General features: G+C 64.4%; 13 protein-coding genes. All 13 read left to right on the top strand.

The genetic code is table 11. The annotated features are described in order from the left end of the window. The first annotated feature begins 1 nt into the window (after position 1). The 13 genes from mraY to ligA all read left to right on the top strand — a co-directional run bounded on the left by mraY (position 2) and on the right by ligA (position 16,466). Entirely contained in the window at positions 2–1,102 is a 1,101-nt protein-coding gene (gene mraY, locus ACQ66J_RS03040) for a phospho-N-acetylmuramoyl-pentapeptide-transferase (RefSeq protein WP_430430436.1), read from the top strand. A gap of 40 nt (positions 1,103–1,142) precedes the next feature. After that, entirely contained in the window at positions 1,143–2,276 is a 1,134-nt protein-coding gene (locus ACQ66J_RS03035) for an FtsW/RodA/SpoVE family cell cycle protein (protein ID WP_375548547.1), read from the top strand. Beyond that, positions 2,273–3,370 (top strand): undecaprenyldiphospho-muramoylpentapeptide beta-N-acetylglucosaminyltransferase, encoded by a 1,098-nt coding sequence (gene murG, locus ACQ66J_RS03030; protein ID WP_430430435.1) that lies wholly within the window; start codon positions 2,273–2,275, stop codon positions 3,368–3,370. Before ACQ66J_RS03035 ends, murG begins: the two co-directional genes overlap by 4 nt. Further along, the gene (murC, locus tag ACQ66J_RS03025; protein ID WP_430430434.1) at positions 3,370–4,779 is read left to right on the top strand and encodes a UDP-N-acetylmuramate--L-alanine ligase; all 1,410 of its coding nucleotides are present in this window, start codon (positions 3,370–3,372) and stop codon (positions 4,777–4,779) included. The genes murG and murC overlap by 1 nt, the downstream gene beginning before the upstream one ends. Next, the gene (gene murB, locus ACQ66J_RS03020; RefSeq protein ID WP_430430433.1) at positions 4,776–5,699 is read left to right on the top strand and encodes a UDP-N-acetylmuramate dehydrogenase; all 924 of its coding nucleotides are present in this window, start codon (positions 4,776–4,778) and stop codon (positions 5,697–5,699) included. Before murC ends, murB begins: the two co-directional genes overlap by 4 nt. After that, complete coding sequence (locus ACQ66J_RS03015) at positions 5,696–6,610, top strand: D-alanine--D-alanine ligase (RefSeq protein ID WP_430430432.1); 915 nt, start codon at positions 5,696–5,698, stop codon at positions 6,608–6,610. Before murB ends, ACQ66J_RS03015 begins: the two co-directional genes overlap by 4 nt. Beyond that, the gene (locus tag ACQ66J_RS03010; protein ID WP_430430431.1) at positions 6,598–7,503 is read left to right on the top strand and encodes a cell division protein FtsQ/DivIB; all 906 of its coding nucleotides are present in this window, start codon (positions 6,598–6,600) and stop codon (positions 7,501–7,503) included. Before ACQ66J_RS03015 ends, ACQ66J_RS03010 begins: the two co-directional genes overlap by 13 nt. 11 nt (positions 7,504–7,514) lie before the next feature. Next, positions 7,515–8,834: a cell division protein FtsA gene (gene ftsA / locus ACQ66J_RS03005; protein ID WP_375548554.1), complete on the top strand. Its 1,320-nt coding sequence runs from the start codon at positions 7,515–7,517 to the stop codon at positions 8,832–8,834. A 141-nt stretch (positions 8,835–8,975) separates the two neighbouring features. After that, complete coding sequence (gene ftsZ, locus ACQ66J_RS03000; RefSeq protein WP_430430430.1) at positions 8,976–10,562, top strand: cell division protein FtsZ; 1,587 nt, start codon at positions 8,976–8,978, stop codon at positions 10,560–10,562. 212 nt (positions 10,563–10,774) lie between these two features. Continuing rightward, positions 10,775–11,674 (top strand): UDP-3-O-acyl-N-acetylglucosamine deacetylase, encoded by a 900-nt coding sequence (gene lpxC / locus ACQ66J_RS02995; protein ID WP_375548556.1) that lies wholly within the window; start codon positions 10,775–10,777, stop codon positions 11,672–11,674. 150 nt (positions 11,675–11,824) lie between these two features. Beyond that, positions 11,825–12,658: an outer membrane protein assembly factor BamD gene (locus ACQ66J_RS02990; RefSeq protein WP_375548557.1), complete on the top strand. Its 834-nt coding sequence runs from the start codon at positions 11,825–11,827 to the stop codon at positions 12,656–12,658. Positions 12,659–12,681: 23 nt separating this feature from the next. Continuing rightward, the gene (gene recN / locus ACQ66J_RS02985) at positions 12,682–14,382 is read left to right on the top strand and encodes a DNA repair protein RecN (RefSeq protein WP_430430429.1); all 1,701 of its coding nucleotides are present in this window, start codon (positions 12,682–12,684) and stop codon (positions 14,380–14,382) included. After that, positions 14,379–16,466 (top strand): NAD-dependent DNA ligase LigA, encoded by a 2,088-nt coding sequence (gene ligA, locus ACQ66J_RS02980; protein ID WP_430430428.1) that lies wholly within the window; start codon positions 14,379–14,381, stop codon positions 16,464–16,466. The genes recN and ligA overlap by 4 nt, the downstream gene beginning before the upstream one ends. Positions 16,467–16,609 lie beyond the last annotated feature (143 nt).

Below are 16,609 nucleotides of genomic sequence, written 5' to 3'. Positions count from 1 at the left end.
CATGCTTTATCTTTTGCTGTCGCCATTCGCCGATCAGTTCCAGGCCCTTAACCTGATCAATTATCTGACCTTCCGCACCGGCGCCGCGATGATGACCGCCTTTGTGCTGGCGCTCGCCATCGGCAATCCCTTTATCGGCTGGTTGCGCACCAAGGGCAGCCAACCGATTCGCACCGACGGACCGGAAAGCCATATCGTCGCCAAGGCGGGCACCCCCACCATGGGCGGGTTCATCATTCTGGCGGGCATTCTGGCGGGCACGCTGATCTGGGCGGACATCTCCAACCCCTATCTGTGGGTGGTGATCTTCGTCACCGCAGGCTTTGGCGGGATCGGCTTTATCGACGACTGGCGCAAGGTCACCCAGAAATCCACCGAAGGCCTGTCGGGCAAGGGCAAGCTGATCCTGCAATTCATCATCGCCGCGATCGCGGTGGTGGCCATGGTCTATCTGCTCGACACCGCGCCGGACACGCCGGACAATTTCGCGACGTCAGTGGCCGTGCCCTTCTTCAAGGATCTGATGGTTCCGCTCAGCTACGCATTCTACCTGTTCGGCATGGTTGTGATCGTGGGCGCATCAAACGCCGTGAACCTGACCGACGGGTTGGATGGCCTCGCCATCGTGCCGGTGATGATCGCGGCGGCGAGCTTTGGCTTCATCGCCTATTTCGTCGGCTCGTCTGTGTATTCAGAATACCTGTTTCTGAACTTCACCCCCGGCACCGGCGAGTTGTCGGTGATCTGCGGGGCCATGATTGGCGCAGGCTTGGGCTTTTTGTGGTACAACGCGCCGCCAGCGATGGTGTTCATGGGCGATACCGGTTCGTTGTCGCTGGGCGGCGCCATCGGAACGATCGCAGTGGCGGTGAAGCACGAGATCGTTCTGGTGATCATTGGCGGCCTGTTCGTGCTGGAAGCGGTGTCGGTGATGGTCCAGGTGGCCAGCTTCAAGCTCACCGGAAAGCGCGTCTTCCGCATGGCGCCGATCCACCACCACTACGAGAAACTGGGCTGGGCCGAGCCGACCATCGTGATCCGGTTCTGGATCATCGCCTTCGTGCTCGCTCTGATTGGCCTCTCCACTTTGAAACTTCGCTAGGCCGCCGCATTCGCGGGCGCTGACGATTTAGGAAACGCGCATGAGCACCCGTCGCAAGGCCGGATTGTGGAGCGGACTGGACCGCCCGATCCTGGTCATCGTGATCTTCTTGATGGCGATCGGGATTGTTCTGGCCTTCGCCGCCAGCCCTGCTGCGGCCGAGCGCGCCGCCTGGATCGATGACCCGTTCTATTATCTCTACCGCCAGCTTTTTTTCGCGGGCGCGGGTCTCGCCATTCTGGCCTTCGCTTCTGCGCTGTCGGTGACAGGCGTCCGGCGCTTCGCCGGACTGGCGCTTGTGGGAGCCTTGATCGCCTTGGTTCTGGTTCTGATCATCGGAGCGGATGTAAAAGGCGCGACGCGCTGGATCCGTTTGGGGACGTTTTCGCTGCAGCCGTCGGAAGTGCTCAAACCCGCATTCGTGGTGATCGCCGCCTGGCTGTTCGCCGAGGAGGATCGCGGCGCGCCGGTGCCTGGGCGTCTGGTGGCGTTCGGCTTTTATGGCCTGTCGGTGATCTTGTTGATGCTGCAGCCTGATTTTGGCCAGACGGTGCTGATCTCGCTGGTGTTCGGCGCGCTTCTTTGGGCGGGCGGCCTGTCCTGGCTGCACACGACAATTCTGGGCGTTCTGGCGGTCATCGGCGGCGGCGGCGCGTATGTGGCGCTGCCCCATGTGCGTGACCGCATTCTGGACTTTATCGGCCCGGGCGGCGCCCAGACCCAGACCGAAACTGCGCTCGACGCCATGTCGCGTGGCGGCGTCTGGGGCGCCGGGCCGGGCGAAGGCCAGGTCAAGCATTTGCTGCCCGAAGCGCACACCGATTTCGTGTTCTCGGTGGCGGCGGAAGAATATGGCCTGATCGCCTCGCTGGCGATCATCGGGCTTTACGCCCTGCTGTTTGCGCGGGCCTGGATGCTCTCGCTGCGCCTGACCGATCCGTTCGCCCAGCTCGCCACCTCCGGGCTGGCGCTGCTCTTCGCGCTGCAGGCGCTTGTGAATATCGGGGTGAATCTCGATATCGCGCCGCCCACCGGCATGACCTTGCCCTTCATCTCCTATGGAGGCTCGTCCATGCTGGCTTTGTGTTTCTCCGCCGGCTTGCTACTGGCGCTGACCCGTCGTCGTCCGGGCGCCTATGCGCACCGGCCCCGCCAAGGAGCGTTATCCACGTGACCCCGAAACGAGTGCTCATCGCCGCCGGGGGAACGGGCGGCCATATGTTTCCGGCCCGCGCGGCCGCGGACGCCCTGATCGCGCGTGGCTGGTCGGTCAAACTGGTGACCGATGCGCGCGGCGCCAAGCATGCGCGCGACTTCCCCGGCGAGGGCGTGACCGAGATCGAGGCGTCCAGCCCGTTCTCCAAAAACCCGGTCAAGATGGCGCAATCGGTGATGAAGCTCACCACCGGGGTCTTCCAGGCGCGCAAAATTCTGGCGGAATACCAGCCTCATGTGGTCGCGGGCTTTGGCGGCTATCCGGCTTTTCCCGTGCTGACGGCGGCGTGGATGAACTCCGTCCCGCGCGTCATCCATGAACAGAACGCGGTGCTCGGCCGGGTGAACCGCCTGTTCGCCGGATCTGTGGTCAGCGTCGCCTCGGGCTTCACGCGTCTCGATAAAATGCCGGACGAAGCCGTGCATGCGGTCACCGGCAATCCGGTGCGCGCCCAGGTTTTGAGCGCTCGTGAAGTTGAGTACGAACCGCCGCAGCCGGGCGGCGAGATCCGTCTTCTGGTGCTCGGCGGCTCGCTCGGCGCGCGCATCCTGTCTGAAACCGTGCCGCGGGCGATCGCTGCCTTGCCTGAAGATTTGCGTTTGCGGCTGAAAGTGGTCCAGCAAACGCGCGAGGAAAGCCTCGACAGCGCGCGCGGTCTTTATGCCGATGCCGGCGTGCAGGCCGAGCTCAGCCCGTTCTTTCGCGATATGGGGCGTCTGTACGCCGAGACCCATCTGGTGATTTCGCGCTCGGGCGCATCGTCCGTGTCCGAGATCTCAGCCATCGGCCGTCCCGCCCTCTTCGTGCCGCTGGCCATCGCCATGGATGATCACCAGACCGCGAACGCGCAAGGGCTTGTGAAGGTCGGCGCCGCGGACATGATGACTGAGGCGGAGTTCACCGTTGATCATCTGCGAGCGCAGCTTGAAACGCTGCTGGCGGACGGCGAAGCTCTGGACGCGCGCGCGCGTCTGGCCCGAACCGAAGGCCGTCCCGACGCGCATGAGCGTCTTGCTGATCTGATTGTCCAAGCTGCGGAGCCGAAAACCTGATGCCGCCTATTGATCTCGCCGCCTCCGTGGGTCCCGTTCATTTCGTCGGCATAGGCGGCATCGGCATGAGCGGCATCGCCGAAGTCATGCTGACGCTGGGCTATCAGGTGACGGGCTCTGACATCAAAGACAGCGCCAATGTCCAGCGGCTGCGCGCCAAGGGCGCGACTGTTCATATCGGCCACGCCGCTGAGAACGTAGACGGCGCAGGCGCGCTGGTGGTGTCCAGCGCTGTGAAGCCTGACAATCCCGAACTGGTCGCCGCGCGCGCCAAACGCACGCCGGTGGTGCGCCGGGCGGAGATGCTGGCCGAGCTGATGCGTCTCAAGCATGCGGTCGCGGTCGCCGGCACCCATGGCAAGACCACCACGACCTCGCTCGTGGCGTGCCTGATGGATTCAGCGGGCTTTGACCCGACCGTGATCAATGGCGGCATCATTTCCGCCTATGGCTCGAACGCCAAGATCGGCGAGGGCGAGTGGATGGTGGTCGAGGCCGATGAAAGCGACGGCTCGTTCCTGAAGCTGCGCGGCTCGGTGGGGATCATCACCAATATCGATCCTGAACATATGGAGCATTACGGCTCGTTCGACGCGCTGCGCGCGGCCTTCGCCCAGTTTGTCGAGAACCTGCCGTTTTACGGCTTTGCGGTGCTGTGCATCGACCATCCTGAAGTGCAGGCGCTGGCGGCGAAAATCGAAGACCGGCGCGTCATCACCTATGGCTTCTCACCCCAGGCCGATGTGCGCCTGTCCAATCTCGTCATGGATGAGACCGGCGGGCATTTTGATCTGACCTTCCAGCCGCGCGGGACCGAGCCGGTGACCTGGGCGGGGATCAGCCTGCCGATGATGGGCGAGCATAATGTGCTGAACGCAGCCGGCGCGCTGGCTGTGGTCCAGGCGCTGGGCGGCGGCGAAGAAGAAGCGCGCACGGCGCTCGCGGGTTTCACCGGCGTCAAACGCCGCTTCACCCTGACCGGACAAGCCCATGGCGTGACGGTGGTTGACGATTACGGTCACCACCCCGTCGAGATCACCGCCGTGTTAAAAGCGGCGCGCCAGCAAGTGGGCGACGGTCGGGTGCACGCCGTCGTGCAGCCCCATCGCTATTCGCGCCTGCATGACCTGTTTGAAGATTTCTGCACCTGTTTCAACGATGCTGACAGCGTGCTGGTGACCCCGGTGTTCACTGCGGGCGAAGCCCCGATTGAAGGCGCCAGCCAGGAGGCGCTGGTCGCCGGACTGGCGCGCCACGGTCACCGCAACGCCAGCGCCACCACGCGTGAAAGCCTGCCGCGGGACCTTATGGCCTTTATCGAGCCGGGTGATCTGATCGTCTGTCTGGGCGCGGGCGACATCACCGCCTGGGCGGCGGAGCTGCCGCAGCGTCTGGAGGCGCAAGGTTGAGCTGGCCCTCTCTCCTGCATCGTCTGCCCGAGGTGCGCGGCAAGCTGATCGAGAACGCGTCGCTGGCCGACATCACCTGGCTGCGCGTGGGCGGTCCGGCGCAAGTTTTGTTCCTGCCCGCAGACGCCGCCGATCTGGCGCGCTTTCTGGCGGAGACCCCGCGCGATATCGACGTGCGGGTGCTGGGCGCGGGTTCCAACACGCTGGTGCGTGATGGCGGCCTTAAGGGCGTGACGGTCAAGCTGACGCCTGCGTTCGGCAAGGTCGAAGCGCTGGAGAACACCCGCATCCGTGCGGGCGCGGCGGCGCTTGATAAAATGGTCGCCAAGGCGGCGGCGAAAGCCGGGATCGCCGGGCTCGAATTCTATGTGGGCGTGCCGGGCGCCATTGGCGGCGCCTTGCGGATGAATGCGGGCTGCTACGGAACAGAAACCAAGGATGTGCTGGTCGAAGCGATTGCGTTGGACCGCACCGGCCGCCGCATCATCGCGCCCGTCTCAGAGCTGGGTTACGCCTATCGCCATTCCGATGCGCCCGAAGACTGGATCTTCATCGAGGCGGTGTTTGAAGGGCAGGCGGATGATCCCGAAGCTGTCACCGAACGCATGACCGCCATCACCGAGCGGCGCGAGACCACGCAGCCCATCCGCGAGAAAACCTCGGGCTCCACCTTCAAGAACCCCGATCCGGACACGTCCGGCGGTCGGTCCGCCTGGCAGTTGGTGGATGCTGTGGGCTGGCGCGGCAAACCCATTGGCGGCGCGCGCTTTTCCGAGCAGCATTGCAATTTCCTGATCAATGACGGCACAGCGACCGCCAGCGATCTCGAGACCCTGGGCGAAACTGTGCGCGCGGCGGTCAAGGATCAGTTCGGCGTCGAACTGACTTGGGAAGTGAAACGGATCGGAGAGCCGCAATGAGCAAGCATGTAGCGGTTCTTCTGGGCGGGCGCAGCCCGGAGCGCGATGTCTCGCTCGTCTCGGGCCAGAAGGTGATCGAGGCGCTGGAGAGCCAGGGCTATCAGGTTTCTGCGATCGATCCGCAGGAGGCTGACTGGATGGAGCAGCTCAAGGCGGCGAAGCCCGATGTGGTCTTTAACGCTCTGCATGGCGATTGGGGCGAGGATGGCCGGGTGCAGGGCGTGCTCGACTATCTGGGCTATCCCTACACCCATTCAGGCGTCGCAGCGTCGGCGCTGGCCATGGACAAGCAGCGCGCCAAGGCGGTGCTGCGCGAGGCGGGGATCCAATGCCCCGAAGGTCAGTTGATCAGCCGGTTTGACGCCGCGCGCGAGCATGTGATGGCGCCGCCCTATGTGGCCAAACCCAATGCGCAAGGCAGCTCGGTGGGGGTTGTGATCGTGCCAGAGGGCGCCAATCGTCCGCCCGCTATTCTGGGTTCAGAGGACTGGCCCTATGACGAAGAAGTGCTGATCGAGCGCTTCATTCCGGGGCGAGAACTGACGGTGGCGGTGATGGGCGATCGGGCGCTGACCGTCACCGAGATTGTGCCAAAAACCGCCTTTTATGATTATGACGCGAAGTATGCGGAAGGCGGCTCGGCTCACCAGCTGCCCGCAGATGTGCCGCAAGCTGTGTTTGACCAGTGCATGCGCGATGCGCTGACCTCCCATCAGGCGCTGGGATGCGAAGGTCTGACCCGGTCTGATTTCCGATATGATCCGGTGACAGGCGGGGTTTGGTTACTCGAAATTAACACCCAACCCGGCATGACTCCTACATCCCTTGCGCCCGAACAGGCGGCGCACTGCGGCGTCGGTTTCCCCGATCTCGTAGCGTGGATGGTGGAGAATGCGGCGTGTCCAAGCTGAAGGGCGCCGGCGCTCGAGACTCATCGAAAGCCCGGCGCAAGTCGAATCAGGCCCCCAAAGCGGCGGGCGGTCGAAAGCTGTCCAATTGGGCGGCCGCGCAATGGCGTGCGGCGCGCAATCGGGCGAGCTACGCCTTCAAGCTGATCTTCACCGTCTTCGGCGCCTTGCTGGCGGGGACGGCGGTTATTCTGCTGGCGTTCGGTCAGCTTGATGATGTGGGCGGCATGCTGGCGGGCCGGGCCGAGACCGAGCTGGAGCAGGCGGGCTATACCCTGGACTGGCTCGATGTGGCGGGCGCGGACCGCACCGGGGTCGAGGAGATCGCCATGGCGGTGGGCGCCGCGCCGGGGCTGGGGCTCAGCCGGGTGGATCTGAACGCCGCGCGGGACGCCATCCAGTCTTTATCCTGGGTGAAATCGGCTGAAGTCTTGCGGCTGTGGCCGGACCGGATCGCGGTCCTAATCGAGGAACGCCAGCCCTATGCGCTGTGGCAGATCAACCAGACCCATCATGTGATTGATGAAGAGGGTGCGATCATCAACGCCGCCAATCCTCTCGACTTTGCGTATTTGCCACGTGTCGTGGGCGAGGACGCCAATGTGGAGGCGCCCAGCGTTATCGGGCTTCTTGAGATGCACCCTGACATTCGCGACCGCGTCACCCACGCCATTCGGGTGGGCGAGCGGCGTTGGAGCCTGCGCCTTCAAAGCGGCGGCGACGTTTTACTGCCCGAAGATGATCCTGCGAGCGCCCTGGCGCTGTTGGCGGCGATGCATGAGGAGCGCGGCGTGCTCGACTATGAAGCGCAAATTTTTGATCTCAGAAATGCCGGTGAAATGGTGATGCGTCCCTGGCCCGACCGGGCGGCGGAACGTGCAGGGCGAGGGGCGTGACAATGGGGGCTATGGGGTTTTTCAAGCAGGGGGGCGCGTCGAGCGCCGCCACGCCGCCGCGTAAATCGGGCGTGTTCGCAGCGCTCGATATCGGCGCGTCCAAGACCGTCTGCTTCATCGCAAAGACCGAAGAGACGCTGGCGGGATTGCGCCCGCGCGTGATCGGGGTCGGCCACCAATCCACGCGCGGCGTGCGCGCCAGCCAGGTGGTGGATGTCAATCTGGCGGTTGAAAGCATCCGGGCCGCCGTTGAGAACGCAGAGCGCATGGCGGGCCACACGGTCAGCGAGGTCTATCTCGCCGCCTCTGCCGGCGCGCCGTCGAGCGCACGCATCTCAGTCGAGATGGATTTGGCCGCTCGCGAGGTTACCGACCGCGATCTGCGCCGTATCCTCGCGGAAGCCTTGCGCCGACATCACGAACAAAAACGCGTGCTGCTGCATGCGTTGCCCCTGTCCTGGCGGGTGGATGGCCACCGCGGGGTCAAGGATCCGCGCGGCATGTTCGGCGAAAGCCTGGGGGTGGATCTGCATCTGGTCAGCGCCGCTGCCGATCCTTTGCAGAACCTGATTTCCTGCGTCGAGCGCTGCCAGCTGACGGTCGCGGGCGTCGCGGCGACGCCCTATGTCTCCGGCATTGCGGCGCTCGCGCCGGATGAGCGGGATCTGGGCGCCATGCTGATTGATATGGGCGCGCACACCACCACGGTCGCCGTGTTTAATGAAGGCGCGCTGCAGCATGTGGACGGGGTGCCGGTGGGCGGCGCCCATGTGACCAACGACATTGCGCGCGGGCTGTCGACGCCCGTGAACGCCGCCGAGCGCATCAAGGCGCTGCACGGCTGCGCGCTGGACAGTCCCGATGACGACCAGATCATGATCGAGACGCCGCCCGTGGCCGGGTCCGGCGCAGTGACCATGAACCAGCAGCCCAAGGCGCTCTTGAACGCCATCATTCGCCCGCGTCTGGAAGAAGTCTTCGAAATGGTGCGTGACCGGCTCGACGCGGCGGGCGCCGCCAGCGCGGCGGGACGCTCTGTGGTTCTAACTGGCGGCGCCGCGCAATTGCCTGGCGCGACGCAACTGGCCGGCCGGGTTTTAGGTAAACAGGTGCGTCTGGGGCGGCCGGATACCTTGGCCGGGCTGGGCGACGCGGTCAGCGGTCCGGGCTTTTCAGCGGCGGCGGGATTGCTGCTGCGCTGCGTGCAAGGACCGTCAGAAGCCATCTCGGGACCGCCGCGTTTTGACCAAGGCCCTGTGCGCATTCGCGAACGCGCCGATGGCGATGGCGGCATGAAAGCGGTCTGGCGCTGGTTCGCGGAAAGTTTCTAGACTCCTGATCCAGACTCAAGGTTCTATTATTGTTCGCGAAAAAAGGTTTGCTCGACGAGGGGCGATTTAACGCTCGATTAAGCTAGAACGCGCAGTGTCACGGGGTGATTCGTTAACTCTACCGCCCCACGGAGACCTGCCATGCCCTTGAACCTTTCCGCGCCAGAAACCACCGAACTGAAACCTCGCATCCTTGTATGCGGTGTGGGCGGCGCCGGGGGCAACGCCGTAAACAACATGATCGACGCTCAACTTGAAGGCGTGGATTTTGTGGTCGCCAACACCGATGCACAGGCGCTGCAGCGCGCGCGGACCGATCGCCGCATTCAGATGGGCGCTGCGATCACCGAGGGTCTGGGCGCTGGGGCGCGCCCGGAAGTGGGTGAGCAGGCCGCCGAAGACTCTCTGGCCGAGATCCAGGAGCACCTGCAGGGCGCGCACATGGTGTTCATCACCGCCGGCATGGGCGGCGGCACCGGCACCGGGGCTGCGCCGGTCATCGCCCGCGCGGCGCGCGAGCAGGGCATCCTGACCGTCGGCGTGGTCACCAAGCCGTTCCATTTTGAAGGCACGCGCCGCATGCGTCTGGCGGAGTCCGGCATTGACCGGCTGCAAGAGCATGTGGACACGCTGATCATCATCCCCAACCAGAACCTGTTCCGGATCGCCACCGAAAAGACGACCTTCGCGGAAGCGTTCGGCATGGCCGACCAGGTGCTGCATTCGGGCGTTCGCGGCATCACCGACCTGATGGTCATGCCAGGCCTGATCAATCTCGACTTCGCAGATGTGCGCACCGTGATGAACGAGATGGGCAAGGCGATGATGGGCACGGGCGAAGCCAATGGCGAAAAACGCGCCGTGGAAGCCGCCAACAACGCCATCAACAACCCGCTGCTCGACGATGTGTCGATGAAAGGCGCCAAGGGCGTGCTCATCAACATCACCGGCGGCATGGATATGACGCTGTATGAAGTCGACGAAGCGGCCAACGAAATCCGCAACGAAGTCGATCCGGACGCGAACATCATTGTCGGCTCCACCTTCGATCCCGAGCTTGACGGCATCATCCGCGTCTCTGTGGTCGCCACCGGCATCGACGCTGAAATGAATGAAGCCACCGACCCGCGCCGCCGCCAGGGCGCCGAGCCGGTCTCTGCCATGTGGAAAGGGCGTGAGACCCGGGCGCAGCGTCAAACCGAACCGCTGGTGCGTCGCGCCTCTGATGCGGTGGCGGTGAACGAAACCCCTCAACAGGCGACGCCGGCCTCGCATACCGCTCATACGGGTCATGCCGGGCACGCCGCGCAAGGCTCCGTGACGATGCGCGGCTCTGACGCTGTGAACACGCCGGATTCCTTTACGGGCGGCGAGTCGGTGCATCCGGTCGCAAAGCCCGCCGTGGTCGAAACCCGCGAGCGTCTGGAGCGCGAAATCTCAGCCTCCGCCGACCCGCATCAGGCCCCGGCTCCGGTCCAGCCGCAAACGCAGCACGCGCCGGTGGAAGAGACCAAATCGCGCGAGCCGCGCCGCGGCCTGTCGCTGTTCGGGCGTCGCAAGTCCGCGCCCGCCGAGCACAAGGCGCCGAGCCAGCCCGAGCGTCCCAGCGTGGTGCGTCCGGTCGAGGCCGCGCCGCGTCAGACACAGCCCAGCGGCGACCTGTTTGGTGAGGAATTGGACGAGAATGAGCTGGAAATCCCGGCCTTCCTGCGTCGCCAAGCCAACTAGGCTATACAGCCAACACATTGAAAACGCGCCGTTCTGTTCACTCAGGGCGGCGCGTTTTCCGTTTCAGCGCCGGTTTCGTAACACGATGCAACAATCCTTTAATTGCGGGATGCAACCCGGCCCGTAGTGTGCAGGGCGAGGGGTATAGCCTGTTAAGCATCTTTGAGGCGGCAGGCTGTTGGATTGACGAAAAACTGGATTGGGCCTGCTTCATGATTGAACGCGCAACTTTGGCGGCGCCGGCGGTTTGCGCCGGGATCGGTTTGCACACCGGGGCCCGTGTCCGCATGGCCATGAAGCCCGCATCGCTGGGCTCGGGCATCGTCTTTGAACGCACCGATCTGGATGTCGAGGATTGCTTCATTCCGGCGCGCCGCGAGTATGTGCGCTCCACTGATCTGGGCACCACCTTGGTTAATGACGCCGGCGCGTCCGTCGCGACGGTCGAGCATTTGATGGCGGCTTTGGCGGGGCTGGGCGTGGACGATCTGATGATCGAACTCGACGGTCCCGAAGTGCCGGCCATGGATGGGTCATCCGCGCCTTTCGTCGATCTGATCGTGCAAGCCGGGCTGAAAACCCGCCCGGCCCCCCGCAAGGCCCTGCAAGTGCTCAAGCCTGTCGAGGTCGAGGACGGCTCGCGCCATGCCATCTTCCTGCCGGCCCTGCGTCCGGGCATTGATGTGGAGATCGACTTTGACGATCCCGCCATCGGTCGCCAGCACTTCGCCTTTGAAGTCAATCGCAGCAATTTTCAGGATCTGGTCGCCCCGGCGCGCACATTTGGCTTCCGCCGCGATTTCAGCGCGCTTCTGAAAGCGGGGCTGGCGCGCGGCGGCTCCATGGAGAACGCCGTCGTCGTGGATGAAGACGGCGTCGCCAACCCTGAAGGCCTGCGCTTCGCCGATGAGTTCGTGCGTCACAAGGCTCTGGACGCTTTGGGGGATCTGTATCTTCTGGGCGCGCCGATCATCGGCCTCTATAAAGCGCATCGTCCCGGCCACGGCCTGAACGCCAAGGCTTTGGCGGCGTTGCTGGCCGATGAAAGCGCCTGGCGTTGGACCTCGATGAGCGACAGCACCGTGCAGAGCGAACGTCTGGTTCACTCGTAATCGACGCGGAAAAGTTCGCTCTTATTCACTCCGGGCCTGACAGGGCGCTTTTGCCCGCGCCCGCGATGGGTTAAACCATTCTCAATACCTAAGAGTCCGCTGCGTCCTGAGGGTCAGGGCAGGCGGTCGCCGGCTTGAGGGCGTGTGTCCATGAAGACTGTTCTGCGTGTTGCTGTTATGGGCGCCGTCGCCTTGTCACTCACCGCTTGTGCGGGGCGTGATCGAGAAGAGTTGGCCTATGTGGAGCAGCCGGTCGAGACGCTCTACGCCGAAGCCTTCGAGAAGATGCAGCGCAGTCGTTATGACGAAGCCGCCGCATATTTCGATGAAGTGGAACGCCAGCACCCGTTCTCGGAATGGGCGCGCCGCTCCATGCTGATGGCGGCTTACGCCAATTACCGTCAGTCCCAATATGACGAGGCGATCTCCGACGCGCAGCGTTTCATCGCCCTGCATCCCGGCAACGCCAGTGCGCCCTACGCCTATTATCTGATCGCGCTGAGCTATTATGAACGCATCTATGATGTGGGCCGGGACCAGTCCACCACCCGGCAGGCGCTGCAGGCGCTTGAGCAAGTGGTGCGCCGCTATCCCGACACCCCTTACGCCCAGGACGCGCGTCTGAAGATCGACATGACGCGCGACCATTTGGCCGGCAAGGAAATGAGCGTCGGGCGCTGGTATCTGCGCAATGGCTATCATCTGGCGGCGATCAACCGCTTTCAGAATGTGATCCGCGAATACGAGACCACCAGCCACACCCCCGAAGCGCTGCACCGTCTGGTGGAAGCCTATGTCAGCCTGGGCGTGGATGAAGAGGCCCGGCAGATCGCCGCGGTTCTGGGCTATAACTTCTCCGGGTCTGATTGGTATGAAGACAGTTATGATCTTCTCACCTCGCGCGGGATCGCTGTGCCGGGCTCAGAAGATCTTGAACGTGATCCGTCCTTGCTGCGGCGCGCGTTGAACCGCGTCTTCGGCTAATTTCAAACGCACTGCGAACCTGAATGCTGGCTTCGCTCTCCATCCGTGACATCGTCCTGATCGACTCGCTCGATCTGATGTTTGACGCCGGTCTGTCCGCCCTCACGGGGGAGACGGGCGCGGGCAAATCCATTCTTTTGGGCGCATTGGGCCTGGCGTGCGGCGAGCGCGCCGAACGCGCCCAGGTGCGCGCGGGCGCCGACAAGGCGGTCGCCATCGCCATGTTCGAACCGCCTGTGAGCCATCCGGTCTACGCTTTGCTGGACGAGGCGGGCGTGGATGTGGAGCCGGGCGAGGCCGTGATCCTGCGCCGCACGCTGACGGCGGATGGCCGCTCACGCGCGCATGTGAATGACCAACCCGCCAGCGTCGGCTTGCTCGCGCGCCTGGGCGAGGTGCTGGTGGAGATTCATGGCCAGCATGATGGCCGGGGTTTGATGGATCCCAAAAGCCATCGCGGCTTGCTGGACGCCTATGCGGACGCGGGCGCCGACCTAGCGGCGGTGAAGACCGCCTGGACAAGTCTCAGTGACGCCCGGTCTCGCCTGGACGAACTGACGGACGCCCGTGACAAGGCCGCGAGCGAGGAAGCCTTTCTGCGCGGCAGCGTGGACGAGCTGGAGGCGCTTGACCCCCAGGCGGGGGAAGAGGCGAGCCTCGCCGCCGAGCGCAAATTCCTGCAGCAGGCCGAATCCGCGCTCACTGAACTCAATGACGCCATGGAAGCCGTGGCGGGCGGCGACGGCCTGTCCAACCGCCTGAACACCGCCCTGCGCGGGCTTGAGCGCGTGCGCGGCGCCCTGGGTGAGGCGGATGGCGCTGAAGGCGCCGCGGGTGAAGCGCAGGCGTCAGTCGAGCGCGCCGCCGGGGCGCTGGACCGCGCCCTGATCGAGTTTAACGAGGCCGAGGAAGCGCTATCAGACGCCGCCGCCCGCTTTGATGTGGAGCCGGGCCGCCTCAACGAGGTGGAGGAGCGCCTGTTCGCCCTGCGCGCCGCCGCGCGCAAGCATAACGTGGAGGTGGATGCGCTGGCCGAGCTACGCGATCGCCTCGCTGCTCGTCTCGACATGATCGAACACGCCGACGACCGGCTGAAAGAAGCCGAAGGCGCGCTGAACGCTGCGCAGGCCGATTATGCGCGCGCCGCCAAGGCGCTGACAGCCTTGCGCACCAAGGCGGGCGACGCGCTCGCCAAAGCCGTCGAGGCCGAACTTGCGCCGCTCAAAATGGACAAGGCGCGGTTCCGTGTGCGCGTCGAGACAGATGAAGACAAGCCCGGCGTAAACGGTTGGGACAAAATCGCCTTTGAAGTCGCCACCAATCCCGGCGCGCCGTTTGGGCCGCTCGACAAGATCGCCTCGGGCGGCGAGCTCTCGCGTTTCGCCCTGGCCTTGAAGGTGTGTCTGGTGGGCGAGGACGCCCGCACCATGGTGTTTGACGAGGTGGATCAGGGCGTGGGCGGGGCTGTGGCCGATGCGGTCGGCTCGCGCTTGAAACGCCTTGCGGAAACCGGGCAGGCGCTGGTGGTCACCCACAGCCCGCAAGTGGCCGCGCGCGCCAGCACGCACTATTCTATCGAGAAGGCGGAGCAGTCAGACGGCATGCGCACCAGCGTGCGGCGCCTGGCCGACGCCGACCGCCGCGAAGAGATCGCCCGCATGCTGTCGGGCGCAGAAATCACCGATGCGGCGCGCGCCGCCGCCGACCAGCTGATGGGCAAATGAACGCTGCGCTAAAGGATGTGGAGGCGCTGTCCTCCGAAGACGCCGCCACAGAACTCGAACGGCTCGCCCGCGAAATCGCCAAGCATGATGCGGCGTATTACGAGAAAGATGCGCCGAAAATTTCGGACGCGGCCTATGACGCCCTGCGCGCGCGGAACGCTGCGATCGAGGCGCGCTTTCCCGAGCTGAAACGCAAGGACAGCCCGTCTGACCGCGTCGGCGCCAAACCGTCCGAGCAGTTCGGCGAAGTGGTTCACGCCGTGCCTATGCTGTCTTTGGGCAATGCGTTTGAAGACCAGGATGTGCGCGATTTCGCAGACCGTATCCGCCGCTTCCTCAATCTTAAAGACGACACTCTGGTTCTGACCGCCGAGCCCAAGATTGACGGTCTGAGCGCCAATCTGCGTTATGAAAAGGGCGAGCTGGTGATCGGCGCCACCCGCGGCGACGGCCGGTCGGGCGAGAACGTCACCGCCAACCTCAAGACCCTTGCCGACATTCCCCACACGCTTGAGGGCGATGTGCCGGACGTGCTGGAAGTGCGCGGCGAGGTCTATATGAGCCACGCCGATTTCGCCTCACTCAACGCCATGCAGGAAGAGCGCGGCAAGCCCGCCTATAAGAACCCGCGCAACGCCGCCGCCGGCTCTCTGCGCCAGATCGACCCGAATGTGACCGCCGAGCGGCCTTTGCGCTTTTTCGCCTATGCCTGGGGCGAGCTGAGCGAACCGCTCGCCGACACCCAGTACGACGCGGTCAAACGGCTCGGCGCATTGGGCTTTGTCATCAATGACGACATGGCGCGCGTGGACAGCGTCGAGGCGGTGATCGCGCATTACCATGCGCTGGAAGAGAAACGCGCCGACTTGGGCTATGACATTGACGGCGTGGTCTACAAGGTGGACCGGCTTGACTGGCAGGAGCGGCTGGGCTTCGTCGCCCGCGCGCCGCGCTGGGCGATCGCGCACAAATTCTCGCCCGAGAAAGCCGTGACGCGTCTCAACGCCATCGAGATCCAGGTGGGGCGCACGGGGGCGCTGACCCCCGTCGCCAAGCTTGACCCTGTCACTGTGGGCGGCGTGGTGGTGTCCAACGCCACCTTGCACAATCAGGATGAAATCGAGCGCAAGGATGTGCGCGTGGGCGACACGGTGATCATCCAGCGCGCGGGCGATGTGATCCCGCAAGTGGTCGAGGTCGTGCTGGGCAAGCGCCCGGACGGCGCTGAGCCTTTCAAGTTTCCCACTCTGTGCCCTGTCTGCGGCAGCCATGCCGTGCGTGAAGAGGGCGAAGTGGTGCGCCGGTGCACGGGCGGGCTGATCTGCGACGCCCAGGCGGTGGAACGGCTCAAGCATTTCGTCTCTCGGAAAGCCTTCGACATTGAAGGGCTGGGCGCGAAACAGATCGAAGCTTTCTTTCATGAGGGCCTGGTCAAACAACCCGCCGATATTTTCACCCTGCGAACGCGCAATGACGCCGGCGAGATCAATCCGCCTATCCAGACCCGCGAAGGCTGGGGCGAGCGCTCGGCGGCGAACCTGTTTGGCTCCATTGATCAGCGCCGCAGCATCGGCCTTGGCCGCTTCCTCTTCGCGCTCGGCATCCGCCATGTGGGCGAGGAAACCTCTCGCCTGATCGCGCGCAGTTTCACAAGCTGGCAGGCCGTGCGCGAGACGGCGGAAGCCGCCAATGAACCCGGCGAAGCCTTCGCCGCCTTCATGGAGATTGACGGCATTGGCGAGACGGCGGTGAAAGTCCTCGCCGAGTTCTTCGCCGAAAGCCATAACCAAGACGCGCTGAACGCGCTGCTAGCGCATGTGAACGTCGAGGACGCCGAACAGATCGCCGCTGAAAGCCCGGTCGCCGGCAAGACGGTGGTGTTCACCGGTTCGCTCGAACGTTTCACCCGCGATGAAGCGAAGGCGCGTGCGCAGTCGCTGGGCGCCAAGGTGTCGGGCTCTGTCTCAGGCAAGACCGACATCCTCGTCGCCGGTCCCGGCGCGGGCTCCAAGCTGAAAAAAGCGCAGGAGCTGGGCGTTCAGACGATGACGGAAGATGAATGGTTGGCGTTGATTGAGGGGTGAGGGCCTGACCTCTTTCCCCGCGAAGGCGGGGACCCAGAGCCGGTATCGCAGCGCGTGATGATTTCCGGGTCCCGGATCAAGTCCGGGAAAGAGAGACAGTATCTGTCATCCCGGCCTTGAGCCGGGATCTACGGACAGCGTTT

It is taken from the genome of Oceanicaulis sp. (assembly GCF_965284345.1).
Classification (GTDB): Bacteria; Pseudomonadota; Alphaproteobacteria; order Caulobacterales; family Maricaulaceae; genus Oceanicaulis; species Oceanicaulis alexandrii_A.
The sequence above is the reverse complement of the archived record's forward strand: the minus strand, read 5'-3'. Positions and strand labels throughout refer to the sequence as shown.

Coding starts and splice junctions, on each gene's coding strand:
- ACQ66J_RS02990 (WP_375548557.1), top strand. CDS start 11,825: ATGAAGACTGTTCTGCGTGTTGCTGTTATGGGCGCCGTCGCCTTGTCA.
- lpxC (WP_375548556.1), top strand. CDS start 10,775: ATGATTGAACGCGCAACTTTGGCGGCGCCGGCGGTTTGCGCCGGGATC.
- murC (WP_430430434.1), top strand. CDS start 3,370: ATGCCGCCTATTGATCTCGCCGCCTCCGTGGGTCCCGTTCATTTCGTC.
- mraY (WP_430430436.1), top strand. CDS start 2: ATGCTTTATCTTTTGCTGTCGCCATTCGCCGATCAGTTCCAGGCCCTT.
- ftsZ (WP_430430430.1), top strand. CDS start 8,976: ATGCCCTTGAACCTTTCCGCGCCAGAAACCACCGAACTGAAACCTCGC.
- ACQ66J_RS03035 (WP_375548547.1), top strand. CDS start 1,143: ATGAGCACCCGTCGCAAGGCCGGATTGTGGAGCGGACTGGACCGCCCG.
- ACQ66J_RS03015 (WP_430430432.1), top strand. CDS start 5,696: ATGAGCAAGCATGTAGCGGTTCTTCTGGGCGGGCGCAGCCCGGAGCGC.
- ftsA (WP_375548554.1), top strand. CDS start 7,515: ATGGGGTTTTTCAAGCAGGGGGGCGCGTCGAGCGCCGCCACGCCGCCG.
- recN (WP_430430429.1), top strand. CDS start 12,682: ATGCTGGCTTCGCTCTCCATCCGTGACATCGTCCTGATCGACTCGCTC.
- ligA (WP_430430428.1), top strand. CDS start 14,379: ATGAACGCTGCGCTAAAGGATGTGGAGGCGCTGTCCTCCGAAGACGCC.